Origin of the sequence: Nguyenibacter vanlangensis (assembly GCF_013376155.1) — a bacterium.
GTDB lineage: Bacteria > Pseudomonadota > Alphaproteobacteria > Acetobacterales > Acetobacteraceae > Gluconacetobacter > Gluconacetobacter vanlangensis.
In genome coordinates this window covers 13,278-31,018 of record NZ_JABXXP010000001.1, presented here as the reverse complement: position 1 = coordinate 31,018, position 17,741 = coordinate 13,278, and the positions used below count along the sequence as shown (strand labels likewise).

21 protein-coding genes are annotated in these 17,741 nt (G+C 62.2%); 12 read left to right on the top strand and 9 right to left on the bottom strand.

Annotated features, from left to right (window positions below; translation table 11 throughout):
* Window positions 1-40: 40 nt before the first annotated feature.
* Together HUK84_RS00160 and HUK84_RS00155 are read right to left on the bottom strand one after the other, a co-directional pair.
* Window positions 41-1,480 carry an MATE family efflux transporter gene (locus tag HUK84_RS00160; RefSeq protein ID WP_176638382.1) on the bottom strand — a complete coding sequence of 480 codons (1,440 nt, stop codon included), beginning with the start codon at window positions 1,478-1,480 and terminating at the stop codon, window positions 41-43.
* 10 nt (window positions 1,481-1,490) lie between these two features.
* Window positions 1,491-2,270 carry an SDR family NAD(P)-dependent oxidoreductase gene (locus HUK84_RS00155; RefSeq protein ID WP_176638381.1) on the bottom strand — a complete coding sequence of 260 codons (780 nt, stop codon included), beginning with the start codon at window positions 2,268-2,270 and terminating at the stop codon, window positions 1,491-1,493.
* A 99-nt stretch (window positions 2,271-2,369) separates the two neighbouring features.
* On the opposite strand from HUK84_RS00155, the gene HUK84_RS00150 reads away from it, so the two are divergent.
* The gene (locus tag HUK84_RS00150; RefSeq protein ID WP_176638380.1) at window positions 2,370-2,945 is read left to right on the top strand and encodes a TetR/AcrR family transcriptional regulator; all 576 of its coding nucleotides are present in this window, start codon (window positions 2,370-2,372) and stop codon (window positions 2,943-2,945) included.
* A 15-nt stretch (window positions 2,946-2,960) separates the two neighbouring features.
* Here the strand turns inward: HUK84_RS00150 and HUK84_RS00145 are convergent, their stop codons facing one another.
* On the bottom strand, window positions 2,961-3,896 hold the full coding sequence (locus HUK84_RS00145) for a GlxA family transcriptional regulator (RefSeq protein WP_176638379.1): 936 nt from the start codon (window positions 3,894-3,896) through the stop codon (window positions 2,961-2,963).
* Between the two features lie 119 nt (window positions 3,897-4,015).
* Here HUK84_RS00145 and HUK84_RS00140 point away from each other — a divergent pair, with 119 nt between their 5' ends.
* Window positions 4,016-4,822 (top strand): SDR family NAD(P)-dependent oxidoreductase, encoded by an 807-nt coding sequence (locus tag HUK84_RS00140; RefSeq protein ID WP_176638378.1) that lies wholly within the window; start codon window positions 4,016-4,018, stop codon window positions 4,820-4,822.
* A 48-nt stretch (window positions 4,823-4,870) separates the two neighbouring features.
* Window positions 4,871-5,548, top strand: a complete 678-nt coding sequence (locus tag HUK84_RS00135) for a transcriptional regulator, SarA/Rot family (protein ID WP_281362703.1) — start codon at window positions 4,871-4,873, stop codon at window positions 5,546-5,548.
* Window positions 5,549-5,637: 89 nt separating this feature from the next.
* Here HUK84_RS00135 and HUK84_RS00130 read toward each other — a convergent pair whose 3' ends face one another.
* Complete coding sequence (locus tag HUK84_RS00130; protein WP_176638376.1) at window positions 5,638-6,297, bottom strand: HD domain-containing protein; 660 nt, start codon at window positions 6,295-6,297, stop codon at window positions 5,638-5,640.
* Between the two features lie 169 nt (window positions 6,298-6,466).
* Here HUK84_RS00130 and HUK84_RS00125 point away from each other — a divergent pair, with 169 nt between their 5' ends.
* The 3 genes from HUK84_RS00125 to HUK84_RS00115 all read left to right on the top strand — a co-directional run bounded on the left by HUK84_RS00125 (window position 6,467) and on the right by HUK84_RS00115 (window position 8,246).
* The gene (locus tag HUK84_RS00125; RefSeq protein WP_246285233.1) at window positions 6,467-7,435 is read left to right on the top strand and encodes a GlxA family transcriptional regulator; all 969 of its coding nucleotides are present in this window, start codon (window positions 6,467-6,469) and stop codon (window positions 7,433-7,435) included.
* Window positions 7,436-7,545: 110 nt separating this feature from the next.
* Window positions 7,546-7,767 (top strand): hypothetical protein, encoded by a 222-nt coding sequence (locus tag HUK84_RS00120; protein ID WP_176638375.1) that lies wholly within the window; start codon window positions 7,546-7,548, stop codon window positions 7,765-7,767.
* A gap of 176 nt (window positions 7,768-7,943) precedes the next feature.
* The gene (locus tag HUK84_RS00115; RefSeq protein ID WP_176638374.1) at window positions 7,944-8,246 is read left to right on the top strand and encodes a DUF6496 domain-containing protein; all 303 of its coding nucleotides are present in this window, start codon (window positions 7,944-7,946) and stop codon (window positions 8,244-8,246) included.
* Window positions 8,247-8,464: 218 nt separating this feature from the next.
* Here the strand turns inward: HUK84_RS00115 and HUK84_RS00110 are convergent, their stop codons facing one another.
* Window positions 8,465-8,932, bottom strand: a complete 468-nt coding sequence (locus HUK84_RS00110; RefSeq protein WP_246285231.1) for a con-10 family general stress protein — start codon at window positions 8,930-8,932, stop codon at window positions 8,465-8,467.
* Window positions 8,933-9,052: 120 nt separating this feature from the next.
* Here HUK84_RS00110 and HUK84_RS00105 point away from each other — a divergent pair, with 120 nt between their 5' ends.
* Window positions 9,053-9,616, top strand: a complete 564-nt coding sequence (locus HUK84_RS00105; protein WP_218064097.1) for a hypothetical protein — start codon at window positions 9,053-9,055, stop codon at window positions 9,614-9,616.
* Between the two features lie 121 nt (window positions 9,617-9,737).
* Here HUK84_RS00105 and HUK84_RS00100 read toward each other — a convergent pair whose 3' ends face one another.
* Window positions 9,738-10,115 (bottom strand): PRC-barrel domain-containing protein, encoded by a 378-nt coding sequence (locus tag HUK84_RS00100; RefSeq protein WP_176638372.1) that lies wholly within the window; start codon window positions 10,113-10,115, stop codon window positions 9,738-9,740.
* 212 nt (window positions 10,116-10,327) lie between these two features.
* Between HUK84_RS00100 and HUK84_RS00095 the strand changes: the two genes are divergently transcribed.
* Complete coding sequence (locus tag HUK84_RS00095) at window positions 10,328-11,029, top strand: extensin-like domain-containing protein (protein ID WP_176638371.1); 702 nt, start codon at window positions 10,328-10,330, stop codon at window positions 11,027-11,029.
* Window positions 11,030-11,093: 64 nt separating this feature from the next.
* Here HUK84_RS00095 and HUK84_RS00090 read toward each other — a convergent pair whose 3' ends face one another.
* Both HUK84_RS00090 and HUK84_RS00085 read right to left on the bottom strand, forming a co-directional pair.
* Window positions 11,094-11,687, bottom strand: a complete 594-nt coding sequence (locus tag HUK84_RS00090) for a hypothetical protein (RefSeq protein WP_176638370.1) — start codon at window positions 11,685-11,687, stop codon at window positions 11,094-11,096.
* A gap of 92 nt (window positions 11,688-11,779) precedes the next feature.
* Window positions 11,780-12,697 carry a DUF6328 family protein gene (locus tag HUK84_RS00085; protein ID WP_246285229.1) on the bottom strand — a complete coding sequence of 306 codons (918 nt, stop codon included), beginning with the start codon at window positions 12,695-12,697 and terminating at the stop codon, window positions 11,780-11,782.
* A gap of 325 nt (window positions 12,698-13,022) precedes the next feature.
* On the opposite strand from HUK84_RS00085, the gene HUK84_RS00080 reads away from it, so the two are divergent.
* A complete protein-coding gene (locus HUK84_RS00080) occupies window positions 13,023-13,271 on the top strand; it encodes a hypothetical protein (RefSeq protein ID WP_176638369.1) in 249 nt (82 codons plus the stop codon).
* Between the two features lie 103 nt (window positions 13,272-13,374).
* Complete coding sequence (locus HUK84_RS00075; RefSeq protein WP_176638368.1) at window positions 13,375-14,583, top strand: MFS transporter; 1,209 nt, start codon at window positions 13,375-13,377, stop codon at window positions 14,581-14,583.
* A 209-nt stretch (window positions 14,584-14,792) separates the two neighbouring features.
* Here HUK84_RS00075 and HUK84_RS00070 read toward each other — a convergent pair whose 3' ends face one another.
* Window positions 14,793-15,374 (bottom strand): TetR/AcrR family transcriptional regulator, encoded by a 582-nt coding sequence (locus HUK84_RS00070; protein ID WP_176638367.1) that lies wholly within the window; start codon window positions 15,372-15,374, stop codon window positions 14,793-14,795.
* A gap of 121 nt (window positions 15,375-15,495) precedes the next feature.
* Here HUK84_RS00070 and HUK84_RS00065 point away from each other — a divergent pair, with 121 nt between their 5' ends.
* A complete protein-coding gene (locus tag HUK84_RS00065; protein WP_176638366.1) occupies window positions 15,496-16,476 on the top strand; it encodes an SDR family NAD(P)-dependent oxidoreductase in 981 nt (326 codons plus the stop codon).
* A gap of 112 nt (window positions 16,477-16,588) precedes the next feature.
* A complete protein-coding gene (locus tag HUK84_RS00060) occupies window positions 16,589-17,704 on the top strand; it encodes a metallophosphoesterase (protein ID WP_176638365.1) in 1,116 nt (371 codons plus the stop codon).
* The last annotated feature ends 37 nt before the right edge of the window (window positions 17,705-17,741 follow it).

The window sequence follows — 17,741 nt, the reverse complement described above, 5'->3', positions numbered from 1 at the left end:
CCGCTGAGCATGGCCGGCGCTTCACGATGGCCTTCGTGTGTCAGGTGGCGTTCTGTTTCACGGAAACGCGCCACAGGCGCCGGGACAGCATCGGCACGCCGCAGATGGGGGCAAAAACGATATAGGATATCGCCACGGCGGCTGACAAAGCCGCCATTCCGGCGTGGAAGACATGCACGACGACCATCCCGCCACCCGCCGCCAGTACTGTCCGTATGGTATAGGCGAGAAAAGGCCACAGGGCATGGCCTGCGCCCTGGACGGCGAAGGCGAACACGAATCCCGCCGCCATGAAGCCGTATGTGGGGGCCACTGTCGTCAGATAGGTCGTTGCGGTTATCGTGACGGGGGCCTGGCCGGTGAACAGGCCGCTCCAGAGCGTGGGGGCCAGGGCGACGGCCAGCCCGACGATTTCCGCGAAGGCACCGCCCACGCTTGCGCCGATCAAGGCAATCCTGCGCGCGCGAGCGGCCTGTCCCGCGCCGACCGCGATCCCGACCATGGTCAGTACGGCCGAGGACAGGCCGAACAGGATCGGGATCATCACGTAATCGAGCCGGGAGGCGATGCCATATCCGGCAATGGCGTCGACGCCGAGGCCTCCAACCGCGCCGGTCATGATGATGACGGTCAGATTCGTCTGCACCGTATTCAATGCGGTGGGGATGCCCACTTTCAGGATATCCGCGAACAGGCGCCATTCGAGGCGTGCCATCCGCAGTTTCAAGCCCGACCGGCCCGAGGCCATGTAGCGTAACAGGACGATCAGCGCGCAGACGTAATAGAGCACGAACGCGAGTCCGGCGCCTCCGACGCCGAGACGCGGGATCGGCCCGAAGCCGAAGATCAGGGCCGGAGAAGCCGGAATCATGACCGCGGCCCCGACCAGGGTTACCAGTGCGGGTACCCTTACGTTCCCCGCCCCACGCAAGGCGGCCGATAGCAGATTGACGATCCAGATCGCGGCCGCGCCGCCGAAAACGGTATTCGAGTACGCCAGCGCCGCGCGCAGGGACGCGCCGTTTCCGCCCAGCGCGCCATAGAGCGCGGGACCGCCGCAGAGCAGCCCGACGGTAAAAACCGCGCCGGCGATCGCGGCCAGCACGATGGCATGCAGCACCAGAGCGTCGGCGTCGTGCTGCCGCCCGGCGCCGATCGCCCGCGCGAGCGCCGACGCCACCCCGCTGCCCAGGCCACCGTTCGACATGGTGACCATCAGCATATAGACGGGAAAGACCAGTGCTACGCCAGCCAGCGCCTCGGTCCCCAGGACACCGACATAGTAGGTTTCGGCCACCCCGACCGCCGTCTGGGCCAGGAGTACGGCGATCGTCGGCAGCGCGAGCCGCATCAATGTTCCGGCGATCGGTCCCGTCAGGATGGCGTCGCGTGTCCGCGCCTTGCGATCCGCCACGCGGGGCTCGCTGATCGGGGTGATTTCGATGAGGTCGGCGATCCTCTCATTGGCGCTCTCGGACATCGTGGTCGTCTTACGTTTCGGCGCGGAAAATCGGGGAGCCGGCAGGCGCGCCGATCGTGCCGCCATCGACGACGATCTCGGTGCCGGTGATATGCCGTGCCTCATCTGAGGCCAGGAACAGCACCGCGTTGGCGATATCCACGGCTTCGCCGAAATGGCCCAGCGGAATGGAGCGGGAATAGCCATTTTCCAGCGCTGCCAGCGCCTCGGGGGTCGTCGCGCGCGCGGCCCAGATCGGCGTGCGGGTGGCGCCCGGCACCACGCTGTTCACCCGGATGCCGCGCGGTGCGAATTCCGATGCCAGAACGCGGTTCATCGCGCCGATCCCGCCCTTGCTTGCGGCATAGGCAGACGCTCCCGGAATGCCCAGTACCTGGTGTACCGATCCGTTGAGAACGATCGATCCACCCTTCTTCAGGTGAGGGGCAGCCGCTTGCGCGGTGAAGAAGACGGCAGTCAGGTTGGTCGCGATAATGCGTTCGAAATCTGCGCGGATCGTCGTCCCGACCGGCGTATTGCCCGCGATACCGGCATTGAGGAACAGGACATCGAGTGCGCCGAATCGCTCGATTGTGGCGGCGATCGCACGCTCGGCCGCGCCGTCCTCTGTCAGGTCGGCCTGTATGGCGAGCGCGTTCGGCCCCAGCTTCGCCGCTGCCGCATCGAGCGTCTTCCGGTCGCGACCCGTGATCGCGACCCGTGCCCCTTCCTGGATGAAGCGCTCGGCCGTTGCAAGGCCGATACCGCTGTTGCCACCGGTGATCAGGGCGATCTTGTCACGTAGCCTCATTGTCTGCGTCTCCAATTGAATTACGGTCATAATGTAGAATTATGATTGTAATGCAATAGGCGCGGACCTAAATTCCGGCAGCAGGGACGAGAGGGACGGATGCGCTATCAGAAAGGTCGTCGGGAGGAAACGCGCCGGCATATCATCGACGTGGCGGGCCGGCGCTTTCGCCAGGATGGGATCGCGGCTGCCGGCATTGCCGGGCTGATGACGGATGCCGGCCTGACCAACGGCGCGTTCTACACACATTTCGAGTCGAAAGAGGATCTGGTCCGGCAGACCTTGGACACGATGCGCGAGAGTGCCGGCGGTGCCACCGTGCAGGCGATCCGTGATGGCGCGCCGCCCGAGATCTGGTTGCGCCGGTATCTCAGCCTGTCTCATCGCGACAATCCGGGTGGGGGATGTGTCGCGGCCGCATTGTCGGCCGAAATCGCTCGGCATCCGGAAGAAACGCGCGATGCCTTCCGTGCCGCGTGCGAGGAATTCGTCGGGCAGATCGCGGACAGCCTGCCTGCCGGTACGCCGGCGGCGCGGCGGGCGACCGCACAGGCGCTTTATGGGTTGATGATCGGCACGCTGCAACTGGCGCGCGTGATCGGGCCGGGGGCCGAGTCCGATGCGATCCTGGAAAACGGCGTGCGGGCCGGGTTGCTGATGATCGGCGGTGGATAAGGGCGGCGGACGGGCCTATACCTCCGCGAGGTTGCGCCTGATGTCCTGCGGCGGCACGCCATAGGCGCGCAGAAAGGCTCTGCGCATCCGGTTGCGGTCGTCGAAGCCGGTTTCGCGCGCGATGACTTCAATCGGATGGCGACCTTGTTCCAGCATCAGGCGCGCGGCTTCGATGCGCAATTGTTCGATCGCCTTGGCGGGTGATTCCCCGGTTTCGGCGTGAAAGAGGCGGCTGAACTGGCGGGGACTGAGATGCGCGGCCTCGGCCAGCTCCTCGACGGACAGACTATTCCGCAGATTGCGCCGGGCATGATCCAGGGCATTCTGAATCCGGTCCGATTTCGGTTCCAGTGCCAACAAGGTCGAATGCTGCGACTGGCCACCGGCGCGACGGTGATAGAGCACCAGCTTCTGCGCGACTGATCGCGTGATGTCCCGGCCCAGATCCTTTTCGATCATCGCCAGCGCGAGGTCGATCCCGGCACTCATGCCGGCGGAGGTCCAGATTGCGCCGTCAATCAGGAAGATCCGGTCCTCTTCCACCTTGATCGCCGGAAACCGGGTGCGCAATTCGGAGGCCATAAGCCAGTGTGTGGTCGCGCGCCGACCGTCCAGCAATCCGGCTTCCGCCAGGACGAAGGCACCCGTGCAGATCGACGCGAGGCGACGTACGCTTCTGGCGGCAATTCGAACATGCTCCACCAGCCCCAGCGAAGGATCGGGGATCCCCGTCCCGCCCAAGACGATCAGGGTGTCGAAATGCGTGTCGTCCAACGTCGCGCTGTCGACCGAAACGGCGTCTGATCCCCGGATCTTGCCGCCGCTCTCCGAGTGGACCGATACTTCGTAGACCGGCGGATCGCTGACGAGATTGGCAACCTCGAACGCCGTCGCAGCGGCGAGACCTATGATCTGGAACCCCGGGTAGACGATGAACCCGACGCGCTGCATAGCTGCGATCTCCTTTGTCTTGAATTGACGCTTATACGACATTCAAGACAAAAGCCAGCCCGCCTATGGTTCCACCCAGCGACGGCATCACGCCTTCGCATCGAAAAGGAACCAAGGTAATGGCAACGCAACATCCGGGAACGGCGCTGGTGACGGGAGCATCGTCGGGGATCGGCGCGATCTACGCGGACCGGCTGGCCCGACGCGGTTATGACCTGATCCTGGTCGCGCGCAATCGCGCACGGCTCGACGAACTGGCGGCGCGGATCAGCGACGAGACCGGTCGGTCCGTTGAGGTCGTAACCGCCGATCTGGGTCAGGACGCAGACGTCCGCCGGGTGGCAGACATCCTGAAGACTGATCACAGCATCACCACGCTGGTCAACAATGCCGGTGTCGGCGCGACGGCGCCCGCTCTCCAATCCGATATCGACGCGATGGAGGCGATGATCGGGCTGAACGTCACCGCTCTCACGCGACTCACCTATGCCGCGCTACCGGGTTTTGTGGCCCGCGGACAGGGGCTAATCGTCAATATTTCGTCGATTGGCGCCATTGCGCCTGAAGTCCTGAACGGTGTGTACGGTGGCACCAAGGCCTTCGTGTTGGCGCTGACCCAGTCATTGCACAAGGAACTGGCTGGTACCGGTGTCAACGTCCAGGCGGTTCTGCCGGGTGCCACGGCCACCGAGTTCTGGAATGCGGCGGGCACGCCGATCGAGCACCTGCCGTCCGGCATCGTCATGAAGGCAACGGACATGGTCGACGCCGCTCTGGCGGGGCTGGACCAGGGCGAATTGGTGACGATCCCCTCGCTGCCCGATGTCGCGGACTGGGAAGCCTACGAGAACGCCCGCCATGCCTTGATGCCGAACCTCTCGCGTTCGCTTCCGGCCGCTCGCTACACCAACGGCGATCTCACGTGATCGCCGCTTCGGTAAAGGGAAACAAGCGGAATAGCCCGTTGCGAAGAGTTGCTTCGGCTTGGTACCACCTATCCGCAATATCTCGTCATGAACGTGCTCTGGGAGAAGAACGGGCAATCCGTCGGAGCGGTCGCCGATCGCCTCGCACTGGAGTCGAGTACGATAACGCCTCTCGTGATGCATCTGGAAGCTGCGGAATTCGTGCGACGCCAACGCAATTCGGACGATGAGCGCCAGGTCGTCGTAACGCTGCGTTCGAAAGGCGTTGCGTTGCGCCAGGACGCAACATGCTTCGCGGCGACCCTGCTCAAGCGATTGGCGCTCCGGTATCCGATCTTGTCCGCCTCACTGAACAGGTCCGCGGCTTCAGGGACGCCCTCCTCGTTACCCCTCCGGAAGCAGGGTAACCGGCCGCGGTTTGGCTTATTCGCATCCGGCAGCGAGAACCTGTGCTGCGGCGACAGTCTCGTTTCCGAGAGATGGATGGTCGCGATACTTTCCATATTCGGGCAGGCGGCCATAGGTGAGGATAGAGTTATAAGAGGACTGCTTGAGCAGTCTGATCAGGCCATCGGGCCCGTAACGCGTCGTGATATCTTTCATCGGATTGCCGAACGTGCAGCCTCGGCCGCCTCCTCCGGCAATGACATACCCGTTGATATGAATATTGGCGCTCCTGGGGCTGAAGCGCGGTCATCTGGAGCAGGCCGAGGGGTACATTCATGAAATGTTCCCGGACTCCCTTGCGCTTCATATAGCACTGACTGGCATGCGGAAGCCTGCACGATCGAGTAACCACAGGCATGCGGTCGGGATCAGGCATTCCAGCGCGAAGTGCGGATGATTGAGCAGAAGTTTCCTTTGTGAAAATGCGGCTCTTTATCAGCGATCACATCCGCCTTTACGTTACCGAAGGTCGTGTCCGGCTTATGGCGGATGCCGTCGTAGAATGCCTGGATGATATCTTCCTTGAAATTCGGTGTCCTTGGAAAGGCGGCGACGATTGCCTCGCGGGCCGCGTCGGGATATTGGTCGTATGTAAGGCCGAGAACATCCATTTCGACGCCGGCCGTGGTGAGCGCGATCACGGGATGCATGAATTCCGGCACGCCTGGGGTCGTATGGAGGGCGATGCCCGTCCAGACCTTTTCGATATCAGATGGATCGACATCGTGACTCTTGAGGAAGTCCCGCGCGGCATTGGCGCCGTCAACTTCGAAGCGAAGAGTCTCGCTGCTGTGCGATGGCATCAATCCGATATCGTGGAACATCGCGGCAGCATAGAGGAGTTCGGGATTGAAGGTCAGTTCGCGCTGCTGCCCGGCAAGCGCGCCGAAGAAGTAGACGCGGCTTGAATGATTAAAGAGCAGTTCGCTTTCGGTATCACGAATGAACTCCGTGATCGCGCGGCCAAGAGAAGAGTCCGGCACAACGATGCCATTGATGCTCGTCCCAGAACGAAGCGTATCTATCATGACGTAAGCTCCTTTTTTGTTTCCGGCTCCGACGATCCTGACAACGGTGTCGCGACCATCCGGCGACCGCCTGCCTCATGAGGCGTGTCGTCTCATTCGGACTTTATTCTCTGTCGCCTGTGGCAGAAATGACATATATACCTCGTATTCTGCCATGAGTGGACAGACGATGATGCCGGCTCTCTCCGATACCCTTACCATCTGGTTCGTCGTGTTTCCCGGCTTCGAACTCCTCGACGTGAGTGGCCCGTTATGCGCGTTTCATCTGGCGCGCGACTTTCATCCGACGGGCTATGACATCCGGACCGTCTCGGTGTCCGGTGGGCTCGTGGCCAGTTCATCGGGAGTGACAATCGACACCGCCCAGCCATCTGTGCCCGGGCGCCTCGATACGCTTGTGATCGTGGGGGCCCCCGACACGGAGATGCTCCCCCGGCAGACTGATCTGATCGCACTCGTGCGCATGCTGGCGCCCCATGCGCGGCGCAGCGCCAGCGTCTGCACAGGAACGTTCGTTCTGGCGGCAGCCGGGCTGCTTGACGGACATCGCGTGACGACCCATTGGCGTCATACGGCTGATCTCCAGCGTCGATACCCTTTGCTCAAGGTCGAGGCCGACCGGATTTTCATTCACGACGGTGCGATCTGGACCTCGGCCGGCATTACCGCCGGCATTGACCTTGCACTGGCGATGATCGAAGATGATTTTGGGATCGAAACATCAAAGGCTGTCGCAAGAGAACTTGTGGTTTATCATCGCCGCAGTGGCGGCCAATCTCAGTTTTCGACTCTTCTCGACCTGGAGCCGCGCCCGGGGCGCATTCGCGATGCTATTGCCTATATTCATACGCACTTGCGGGAGCCATTGTCGGTTGAGCAACTGGCAGATGTCGCGAAGATCAGTCCACGCCAGTTTGCCCGACAGTTCGTCGTGGAGACGGGGGAGACGCCGGCTCGCGCTGTTGAGCGCCTGCGGTGTGACGCCGCTCTCCCACGTATCGAAAATACGAGCGAACCGCTCGACCAGATCGCCTTGCATGTCGGCTTCCGTGATCTCGAACGCATGCGTCGTGCATGCCTGCGCGTTTATGGACAGCCGCCACAGGCTCTGCGTCGGTCAAGTCGTCATAGAGCCTAAGCGTTTAGTCCCAGGCTTTGAGGGATGCATTATTGACGCGAGCCCAGCCGCCAAGCTCGCCCCCACCGCAACTGCCGCCGCCACGTCCACAGATCCGGGCCGAGAGCAGCGTGTCGCTGATCGCCCTGGTGGCGGCGGTCATGTTCGTGCCTCGGCCCGATAACGCCGGCCACAGCCCGGCAGCGGCCATCGAACGGTTCCACTCCGCGTCACAATCGGCCGGATCGGCGGCAGATCGATATGGCCGTAACGATGACGGCAGCGCTGAGGTTGCCCCGGATATCATGGATGATGTCCATCGCATCATGACCTACGCCAATCACGTCTTATAATCTGGCACTTACTTCAATTTCAGGGGGCAAGGTCATATCAAAAACACATTGGAAAAAAACCAAAGGAACTGGCAAGACACGCTTGATAATGCCGTATCCGTCTCCATCTGCGTTTCGCGGTCCGCAGTCCATGGGACGGACGTCGGCGGCAAGCTACGCACGAATGGAGTGCCATCATGGCAAAACAGTCGAGGGAACAGAAAGAGACGGTCGAACGGGTGATGCATGAGTTCAAGCATGGAGAACTCAAGACGCGCGGGCAGGATGGAAAGCCGGTGAAGAAGCCGCAGCAGGCGATCGCGATTGCGCTGCATGAGGCTGGCGCGACACGGCAGGAATCCGGAAGGAAAAATAAAGAAAATCTTAGACGTACCAAAGAGAAAGAGCGGAAAGGCGAAACATTCCAGGCCGAAGCGGAAGGTAAGGCGGCGCAGGATCGGACTCTGGAGCGTGGCCGCACACGTGGAAAAAGGGGATGAGGGTCCGCATTTCCATGTCCGTTGAATGATGCATGAGAGCGGGAAAGCCGTCGCGCGGTGCGCCACGGCTTTCCCGCTCTCTGCCAATCTGTTTTTCCCGAGGGAGATTACACCTTAGAGCATTTCCACTGAACACCGGTTCAGCGGAAATGCTCTATGTCGTTATTTTATCGAGTATCTTCACCCATTCAAACGATTCCGTCTGAATGGGATCTGCTCTAGCTGCCGTCGCCGGTGTCGTCCGAACCGTGACTTGCGCTGCCCCCTTTGCGGCCGGCCTCGGCGGCGAGTTCATGATCCTTGGAAAAGGAGCGATCCTCGGGCGCCACGCTTTGTCCGCCCTTGCGGCCGGCTTCGGCGGCGAGTTCATGATCCTTGGAGAAAGAGCGATCCTCGGGCGCCACGCTTTGTCCGCCCTTGCGGCCGGCCTCGGCGGCGAGTTCATGATCCTTGGAGAAGGAGCGATCCTCGGGTGCCACGCTTTGCCCGCCCTTGCGGCCGGCTTCGGCGGCGAGTTCATGATCCTTGGAAAAAGATCGGTTTTCAGGGGCGACGCTCTGGCCGCCCTTCGACGCGATATCCTGTTGTTTCTTTTCATCCATCGCACCGAAGCCACGTGTCTGGGCCATTATTTCCTCCTGTCGATTTAAGAGAGAAGCGTTTCGCCTTAGGCCGACGACCCGCATGCAAATAAAAGCACAAAAATATCCATAATTGTCAAAAAAATTAACACCATTATGTGAGGCAAAATTGAAAAAGCTTAAGCTCTGTCTTGAGTATCTAAAGCACTGTTATTAAATTGTTTGGTGAAATACGTGAATGAAATATTTCAAATGGGCAATTTTCTTCTTCGATCGATCCGGCGTTCGCGTAAGGGAGAGCGATCCGAAATTTTCGCCGCAACCCGGTCGTGGGGAGACCGTTGGCACGATATGCCTTCAATGGAGAGCGGGATCATGAGGATAAATAAAAAAATCAGCATGCCGATCGAAAGATTTTCAAGAAAAACATGTGATTTCCATGGATGCCGCATTCAGATGCGGAACAAGGTGTCCAAGCGAATGCCCATAATTTTGTCGGCAGCTCTTGCACTGGTGCCGTATACGATCATGGCTGCGCAACCGCCCGACATTCCGCAAGCTCCACCTTCACCGTCGGCGATGAAACCGCAATCAGGAAATAGCACCGACCAGAAGCGGAAGACTGTCCCGCCTTCCGAAAAATTGCCTGACTGGCCTCAATTGAAACGGGACCAGGTCTCTCCAACTCCGAAGCCCCCTTTGAAGATGAGGCCGGCCTCGCCCGAGGAGATAAAGCGCGCGCACAATCCGGCGCCGGGCGGCATTCCGCCCGATCAGCGGCCGCATTGACGGGTGGTCGCGTTATCCAGGGTGCCGCCACATAATGGCGGCACCCCGTATCGATTGACCTGATGTCGAGTACGGCGCAAGGACACACTGCAATGAAAGATATCGAAGGTCGATATCGTGTTCAGTGTCCCATGGTGCCTTCGTAATATTCATCGATCCGATGACTGTATACTTGATCATCCCAATTTGGCAGGGCTTCCGACGTATAGCTGGGCGCCGATTTCAGTTGTTCCGGCGTCAAGTCCACAACATAGCCCCCCAGATTCGGGTCGTAAGTCAAGGCACTCCACGGCAGGGGATGATAGCGGCTGCCCAGACCCAGGAAGCCACCAAAACTCATCACCGCGTAGGCGACATGGCCCGTGCGCTTGTCGACCATGAAATGGTTGACGGTCCCCAGTTTCTCGTTGGTGCGCGAATAGACCGCCGTGCCCTCGACCTTGTCCGAGGCGATAAGCTCATGCGTTTCGTCGATTTTGTCCGTGATCGGATCCGCCATGATGGCCTCCTCTGGTTGGATCACGAAAGATAGGTTGGCATGGCGACGTGCTTGCCAAAGGGCATGTGGATTTTTTTGCTCGCACGATATCTTGAAGTCGGCCAATCGGAATTGAAAAGAAAAATCTAAGATATAAAAAGAATGTTTCTTGATGGCGGCTGTTCGGAATCGTGCTGTGGAAAGGAGGGGGGACCTTTGCGGCATCATGTCGAATGACGGAGGCGTCCTTGCGTTTCCTGCATTTCGCGATCTTCATCGCCGGCCTTGCGATCGTCGCCATGCTCGTTTTCCACAGCAGGTGGCTTCCGCCGTCCTATGATCCTGCCTTGCCTCTGGATTTGCGCGCGCCTCGTACCGTCATGACGCCGCTGAAGCTTCGGATCACTGCCTTTTTTCCGGAATTCTGCCGCGCCGCCCTGCGGACCGCGCCCTTACGGGTTAAGCCGCAGGCCAGCGGTGGCACGGCAACGTGCCCGTTGAGCGATATCTTTACCGTCTCCGGAGGGCCTGTCGCCATGGAGCCGGAAAGCTTTCTGGCATCCTGCGACCTCGCGGTCCGCTGGGCGCTGTTCGAAACCGATGTCGCCCTTCCCGTGGCCCGGTCGGTATTCGGTACCGGACTTGCGCGCATTCGGCATGTCGGCAGCTTTGCCTGCCGCGATGTGCGCGATCGTCCGGGTATCCGGAGCAGCCATGCCACAGCCAATGCGATCGACGTATCGGCATTCGTTCTGGCGGACGGACGTGAAATCCCACTCGGCGCATGGAACGGCCAGGGTGTCGATGCGGTTTTTCTCCGCAGGATTCGCGACGAATCCTGTGGGGTCTTCGAAACCGTTCTATCGCCGGATTATGACAGGCTGCATGCCAGCCATTTCCATTTCCAGGCGACGGGGTTCGGACTGTGCCGCTGATGCCGCAGGCCAACACCAGGCCGTGCTCGATCCGCGACGGATCGGTATGGAGAAACCGGACCGGTCAATGGTCGTTGACCGGGGGCGAAAGGAGCAATGGCCGGTCGGCGTCGCCGGGCAGCAGGCACTGGCAATGTTGCGCGAAGCGCCAGGGGGTGGTTGCGGAGGCCCGGCTGAGCAGCCAGAATACGTCGAAACGCTCGCTTGGCCATGCCCAGGTTTCGGGAATTTCCGTCAGGTCGTCGGGCGCGGCGATGGCGCGTGCCAGTGCCGGCAGACCGTCATGTTGCCAGCAGACCAGATGAACCCCGGTCCGCCGGCGCAGGTCCGACGCCAGTGCCTGTTCCTGATTCAGGCTCCAGGTCAGGTCGAGGGACAGGGACAGTCGGTCGGCAAGGGGCTGGACGGTCTGTTCCGGCCGGTGGCTGCGGCCCCCGTTCTTGCGAAACGCCGAGGCCAGGATCCTGTCGGGCGTCGGTAGTGGCACCTGGACGCGTGAGTCGCGGCCGAGCAGCAGGGCAAGCGCGCCGGCGCGTTGCCAGCCGCGAGCGCTCAACGCGTGCTCATCCGGTTGACCGGCAGGGGACAGACCGATCTCGTTCCGGTCTTTGTCCGGCTTTTCGGCATGCCGCATCAGGATAATTTGGGCTTCGGGCATTCCGTGGATCCCTTGTGCCGGAGGTTTTTGGGACTAGGTCCACGGCGTGGGCGCCGCGGCCCCGGCCGGTCCGGAGTCAACGATGCGGCGGATTACGCGTTTCGGGACCGTCGCATGACCATCGGCCAGGCGAACCATAACCCATACAGCAGGCATGCGACGGCGATGGCCGTGGCGGCGCCGGTGCGCGGCCCCGCGATCCGGGCGATCACGACATAGCTGTCGCCCGCCAGGCCCAGGGCCAACGGGACCAGGGCCATGGCCGTGACGGCCCCGCCGACGCTCAGGAACCTTTCGCTGTCTTCGCCTGCCCAGACGATGCGATGCAGCGCTGCGGGCATGACCAATAGGATGACGGACAACGCCACGCACAGCAGGGCTGCCCCGTGGACCAGGCGCGATCCAGCGGGCAGGGTTTCGAATGCGGCGGCGAAGACGATGACCAATTGGAAGCCCAGAAGCGCTTGTGCGCCCGGCAGGATGACGCGTGCTTCGGTCAGCATCGCCTCGATCCTGGCATGCAGCGGGGGTAGAACGCGCCGGTTCCGTCGCATGCCGGCCGCATGCCGTTCGGCGGTGCCGATGTGGCGTTTCATCATCATGCCCGTGCCATACCAGGCGACGAGGGCAAGACCGGCGAGGCCCGCGCCAACCGCTCCGCCCGCCCGTCCGTTTCCGTCGAGAATATGTTCCGCCGCGATCGCGACGTCGAGCCCGAAGGCGATCGTGAACGGCAGCAGCGCCGATGCGGTCATATAGGTGACCATCCGGAGGAAATGCCCGGTGCTGTAGCCGTCCGCCGCAATGCGATGATAGCTTGACGGTGCGATCAGCAGGCCGGTGGTGAGCAGCATCAGGCCCAGTGCCCCGGCCGCCATCGCGCGGGCATGCGTCGGCAGGCTGTCGAACCGGTTTTGGAAGGCGGCCTGGAACTGGAAGCCGAGCAGGATCTGAGCCCCCAGAATCAGGGTACGCGTCTCGTCCAGCGCCATCTTTACCGAGTCATGCAAGGTTCGTTGCTCTCCTGCTGCGCGTCGCAGACCGGCGGCTTCGGAGCGTTCCGGGTGACGTGCCAGCCGCCGGGAGGTGGCGCGGTGGACCCGGCCGGTTCGCTGAGGCCTAGTGTTCCGATTCCGAAATTGGCAAGCGAATTTCGGAATCGAAAAGACACTAGAATCAATATTTTAGTGGCCTGCTGATCCGAGAAATTCTCATAAGAATTTCTCGGGCAGGGCACTAAAGCATCATCCGACCGGATGGACGCATCCGGTTGGATAAAGATGCGCGCCAAAACAATCAGCTAGAGCCATATCCGTGAACCGAAGGAGCGCCGCCATGTCCACGTTTGCGGCATTCGTCTCGATGCACGGCCTCGATGCACGGCGCGGCCTCGCGATAGACAGTCAGAATACGCCGCAACACGCCATGCTCGCGCATCAAGTCTTCGTTGGCGGTGACGTCGCCTTCCGTGGCGCCGGCATCACGTTTGCAGCCGGCGGGCATCGGGTCTGCTCCCCGGCAGAGCCGTGTGCCGGACGGGAACAGATGGCGACGATGCGGGTTTTATCGGCGTTCATGAACTGATCGGCCGCCGCCCTGTCTTCAGGACGGGTCCGTCTGGAACTTCCTTGGATCTTTCGGAGCGTCGCGTGTCGCCTTTTCCCACCCACGCCAGTGCCCGCGGTCGATGAGGCACTGGCTGACCCGGAATGTCGGCCTGTATCTTGTGGCGACGACGGTATCGACGCTGGGCACGTCCATGGTCAGCCTGGCATTGACGTTCGCGCTGCTGCTGCATGGCCAATCCACCATCGTCCTTGGCCTCGTCCTGGCGGCACAGGCGGCGCCCACGGTGCTGCTGACCCTGCCGGCCGGCGCGATCGCTGATCGGTGGTCACGGCGCGGCCTGATGATCGGTGCGGACCTGTTGCGCTGTGCCAGCCAGGGGCTGATCGCCGTCCTGATGTCCGGGCCCCATCCGTCGATCCCGCTGCTGATTGTGCTGGTGGCGCTGATCGGAACCGGCAACGCGTTTTACGGGCCGGCGGAATTCGGCCTGATTCCGCTTCTGGTCGAGGCGTGGCATCTGCATCGGGTGAACAGTCTTCTGAGTCTTGCCGGCTCCATCACCGCAATCCTGGGGCCCATGCTGTCCGGACTGCTGATCGCCAGCCACGGGCCGGTGCTGGCGATCGGTTTCAATGCCCTGACCTATGCCTTCAGCGCGCTCTGCCTTGCCAGGCTGGAAATCCGCGCCATGCCAGAACGTCCGCACACGTCATTTGCCGCGCGCCTGGCCACCGGCTGGGCGGTGTTTCGCCGTCTGCGCTGGCTGCAACTGATCACCATGCAGTACGGGGTCATGAACCTGGCGGTTTTCGCCCCCTTCCTCGTCCTGGGGCCGGCGTCGCTGGCGACTGCCAGCCATGGCGCCCGGTCCTGGGGCATCGTGTCGGCCGGGATCGGCGTCGGGGGTATCCTGGCCGCGCTCATTCTGCTGGTCGTCCGGGCGTCACGCCCGCTTGTGATGTACGAGGTCGCGACGGCGGTGTCGATCATCCCGCTGCTTCTGCTGCTGAACGGGGTGGGGGTGCCGTTTCTGGCCCTGGGCGGGGTCGCGTTCGGGGCCGGGATGGTGGTCCAGAACCTTGTCGCGCAGACGACGATACAGCGGAACGTTCCCGAAGAGGCCGTGTCGCGTGTCAGCGCCATTTTCAGCGTATGTGCACAGGGAATGGCGCCGGTCGCCTATGCGTCGTGCGGTCTGCTGGCGCACGCGCTCGGCACGGCGCGCTTGCTGGCGGTGGGCAGTGGAATCGCCGCTGCCAGCGTCATCATGCTTTTATTCTCGCGCTCGATTCGGATTTTGAACGACCGAATGATGGTGAGCCGGTGACGGAGACGTGGCCGGCAAGAAGCTCTGCAAAGAGGGGCGCGGTATACGAGCAGGGCCTGCCCGGTGAGCGTCTTGTGGATTTCCGATGGCGCCGTATGGTGTTCAGTCTGAAGGTGATGCAATCGCGGCTGTTGCGGCCTCATTTGCAGCATTGCGAAAAATACGAGCAGTGGGACCGCTAAGCGGACAAAGCCGTGGGACCTGCGTCGTTACGACGCTGATGACCGCGAGCCCGCGATGAGAATGTCAACGAGGCGTTTCGCGCTTTTCTCCCAGCCCGGCCCGGACGAGAAATTGGAGACGCCAGCCAGGGCGCGAAGCAGATCGAGCGGCTCGATATCCGCGTTGAGATCCCCGCTTTCCACCGCAGCAGCTACGAGCTTGTCGATCGCAGTCTGGAGGACGGCGCCGGACTGAGCATAAAGCGTGCTCGTTCCTCCGACCAGCCTATTGAGTGCCGGTGCGATGACCTGCTTGGCGGCGATGTAATCCACGAATAATCGCATCCATGCGCGAAGGGCCTCCACCGGCGGATGTTCCGCTGCAAGAACCGGCGCTGATTCGGCAAGGCGGTCCAGTTCAGCGCGATAGACCGCCTCGATAAGAGCGTCGCGACTGGGAAAGTGACGATAGAGCGTTCCGATGCCCACATCCGCGCGCCGCGCGACTTCATCCAGAGGAATGTCGACTTCGCCCGCCGTAAACGCGGCTTTGGCCACTTCCAGGAGATGTTCTCTGTTGCGTTGTCCGTCGCTGCGCGGTCGGCGGCGGGGCGTTTTCACGTTGGTCATCTGTCCCCCTCTTGTTAAACGGAGTATCGCTCCGTATATATAAAACGGAGCGATACTCCACATATGACACCGAGTGCCGTTTCGGCAAGAAATGCATGTTCCATTTCGAGGAGTTCCACCGATGACACAGATTTTTGGCGCAACCTCGACGACCGACGATGTTCTCTCCGGCGTGTCCCTGAAGGGCAGGCGCGTTCTCGTGACCGGCGTTTCCGCCGGGCTGGGCGTCGAGACGGCCCGGGCGCTGGTGGCTCATGGCGCGCATGTCGTGGGCGCGGCGCGCGATCTTGCGAAAGCGGAGCGCGCGACGGAACAGGTTCGCGCGGCTGCGGACCAGGGCGGCGGCGCGTTCGAACTGACCGCTCTGGACCTCGCGGATCTGGCGAGCGTGCGGGCCTGCGCCGACCGTCTGAACGCGCAAGGCGCGCCGTTCGATCTGGTGATCGCCAATGCAGGCGTCATGGCGACGCCGTTCGGGCATACGAAGGACGGGTTCGAGACGCAGTTCGGCACCAATCATCTGGGACATTTCGTCCTGGTCAACCGGATCGCCGGCCTGATGCGTGACGGCGCCCGGCTGGTCAATGTGTCGTCGGCCGGACATCGCTTCGCCAACGTCGATCTTGACGACCCTAATTTCGAGCATACGCCTTATGAGCCGTTCGTGGCCTATGGGCGCTCCAAGACCGCCAACATTCTCTTCGCCGTCGCATTCGATGCACGGCATCGCGCGCGGGGCGTGCGGGCGACGGCGGTGCATCCCGGTGGAATCATGACGGAACTGGCGCGGCATATGGCGCCCGGTGAGATCGAAGCCATGGTGAGCCGGATCAATGAGCAGGCCGCCGCCGAGGGCCAGAAGCCGTTCCAGTTCAAGAGCATTCCGCAGGGCGCAGCAACATCCGTATGGGCCGGCGTGGTCGCCGGGGCCGACGCGGTAGGCGGGCGCTATTGCGAGAATTGCCGCGTCAGCGATGTCGTGCCGGACGATCAGCCGATCAGTCTGGTCAATGCGGGGGTACGCGCCTACGCTCTCGATCCGGCACGCGCCGAGGCCCTGTGGACGAAAAGCGAGGACATGGTCGGGGAACGCTTCGCCTGAGGCGTTCGCGCGAACCGCACTTCGATCCGGCGTAGGGTCACGACCGCGCAACCGGACGGCGGAGGCAGTCAAGCCGCCGGCTCTTCTGCTTACCCATGAGGATCCTACACTCTTGCGCGTCATTATTTTCGGCCTGCTCCTGTCGATCGTGATCCTGAACTGGTTATGGCCGCTGCCTCTTCCCCTGGCCGTGAAAGTCCTGGTGGCCGTCTGCGTCATCGTGGCGTCGCAATACCAGTTCTGGAGCAGGCTCTCCTCGGGCTCGGTGTTCGCGCCGGAGTTCCCGAAGCCGCTCATCATCCTGTTCAACTGGGCGGTCGGGACGGTCCTGTTTCTCACGCTGCTCCAGCTCGCGCTCGATTGCGGCGTGTTGGTGATCGCGCTGGTGACATGGCAGCCGGTTCATATCGGCGCGGAAGCCCGCATTGCGGTGGGTGGAGTGGCCGCGCTGCTGGCGGCAACCGGCGTCGTCAATGCGCTGCGGGTGCCGCCCGTCAGGGACGAGATCGTCGTCATACGCGGATTGTCCCCGCTGTTCGACGGATATCGGCTGCTCCAGTTGAGTGATCTGCATATCACGCGGCTCTTCTCTGCGAAATGGGCCGCCCGTGTCGTGGCGCGGGCCAACGCGGCGGGCGCCGACCTGATCGTCGTGACCGGGGATTTCATCGACGGATCAGTGGATATGCGCCGTGCCGACATCGCGCCGCTCGCGCGGCTGCGTGCGCCGGACGGCGTTCTGGCCGCTCCGGGCAACCATGAATATTTTTTCGACTATGCGGACTGGATGCGCCATCTGTCGGCGCTGGGTTTCGATGTGCTGGAAAACCAGCACAGGATCATCACGCGCGGGACGGCGTCTCTGGTGATCGCCGGGGTGACCGATCGTTCCGCACACAGGCACGGGCATACGGTCCCGGATCTCGACGCGGCGCTGGACGGGAGCCCTCGGGATGCGCCGGTCGTGCTGCTCGATCATCAGCCCGGCGACGCCCCCGCTGCGGCAGCCCGCGGCGTGGCGCTTCAGCTCTCGGGCCATACGCATGGCGGGATGATCCTCGGCCTCGACCGACTCGTCGCGCGCGGCAATAACGGTTTCGTCTCCGGGCGATACGATGTGGCCGGCATGACGCTTTATGTCAGTAACGGGACCGGTCTCTGGCCCGGCTTCGCACTCCGTCTGGGCGTGCCGTCCGAAATGACGCGGTTTCATCTGCGGGCCGGATAGGGGGCGAGACCTGGCTCGGGGGATGCTGGGAAGGCCG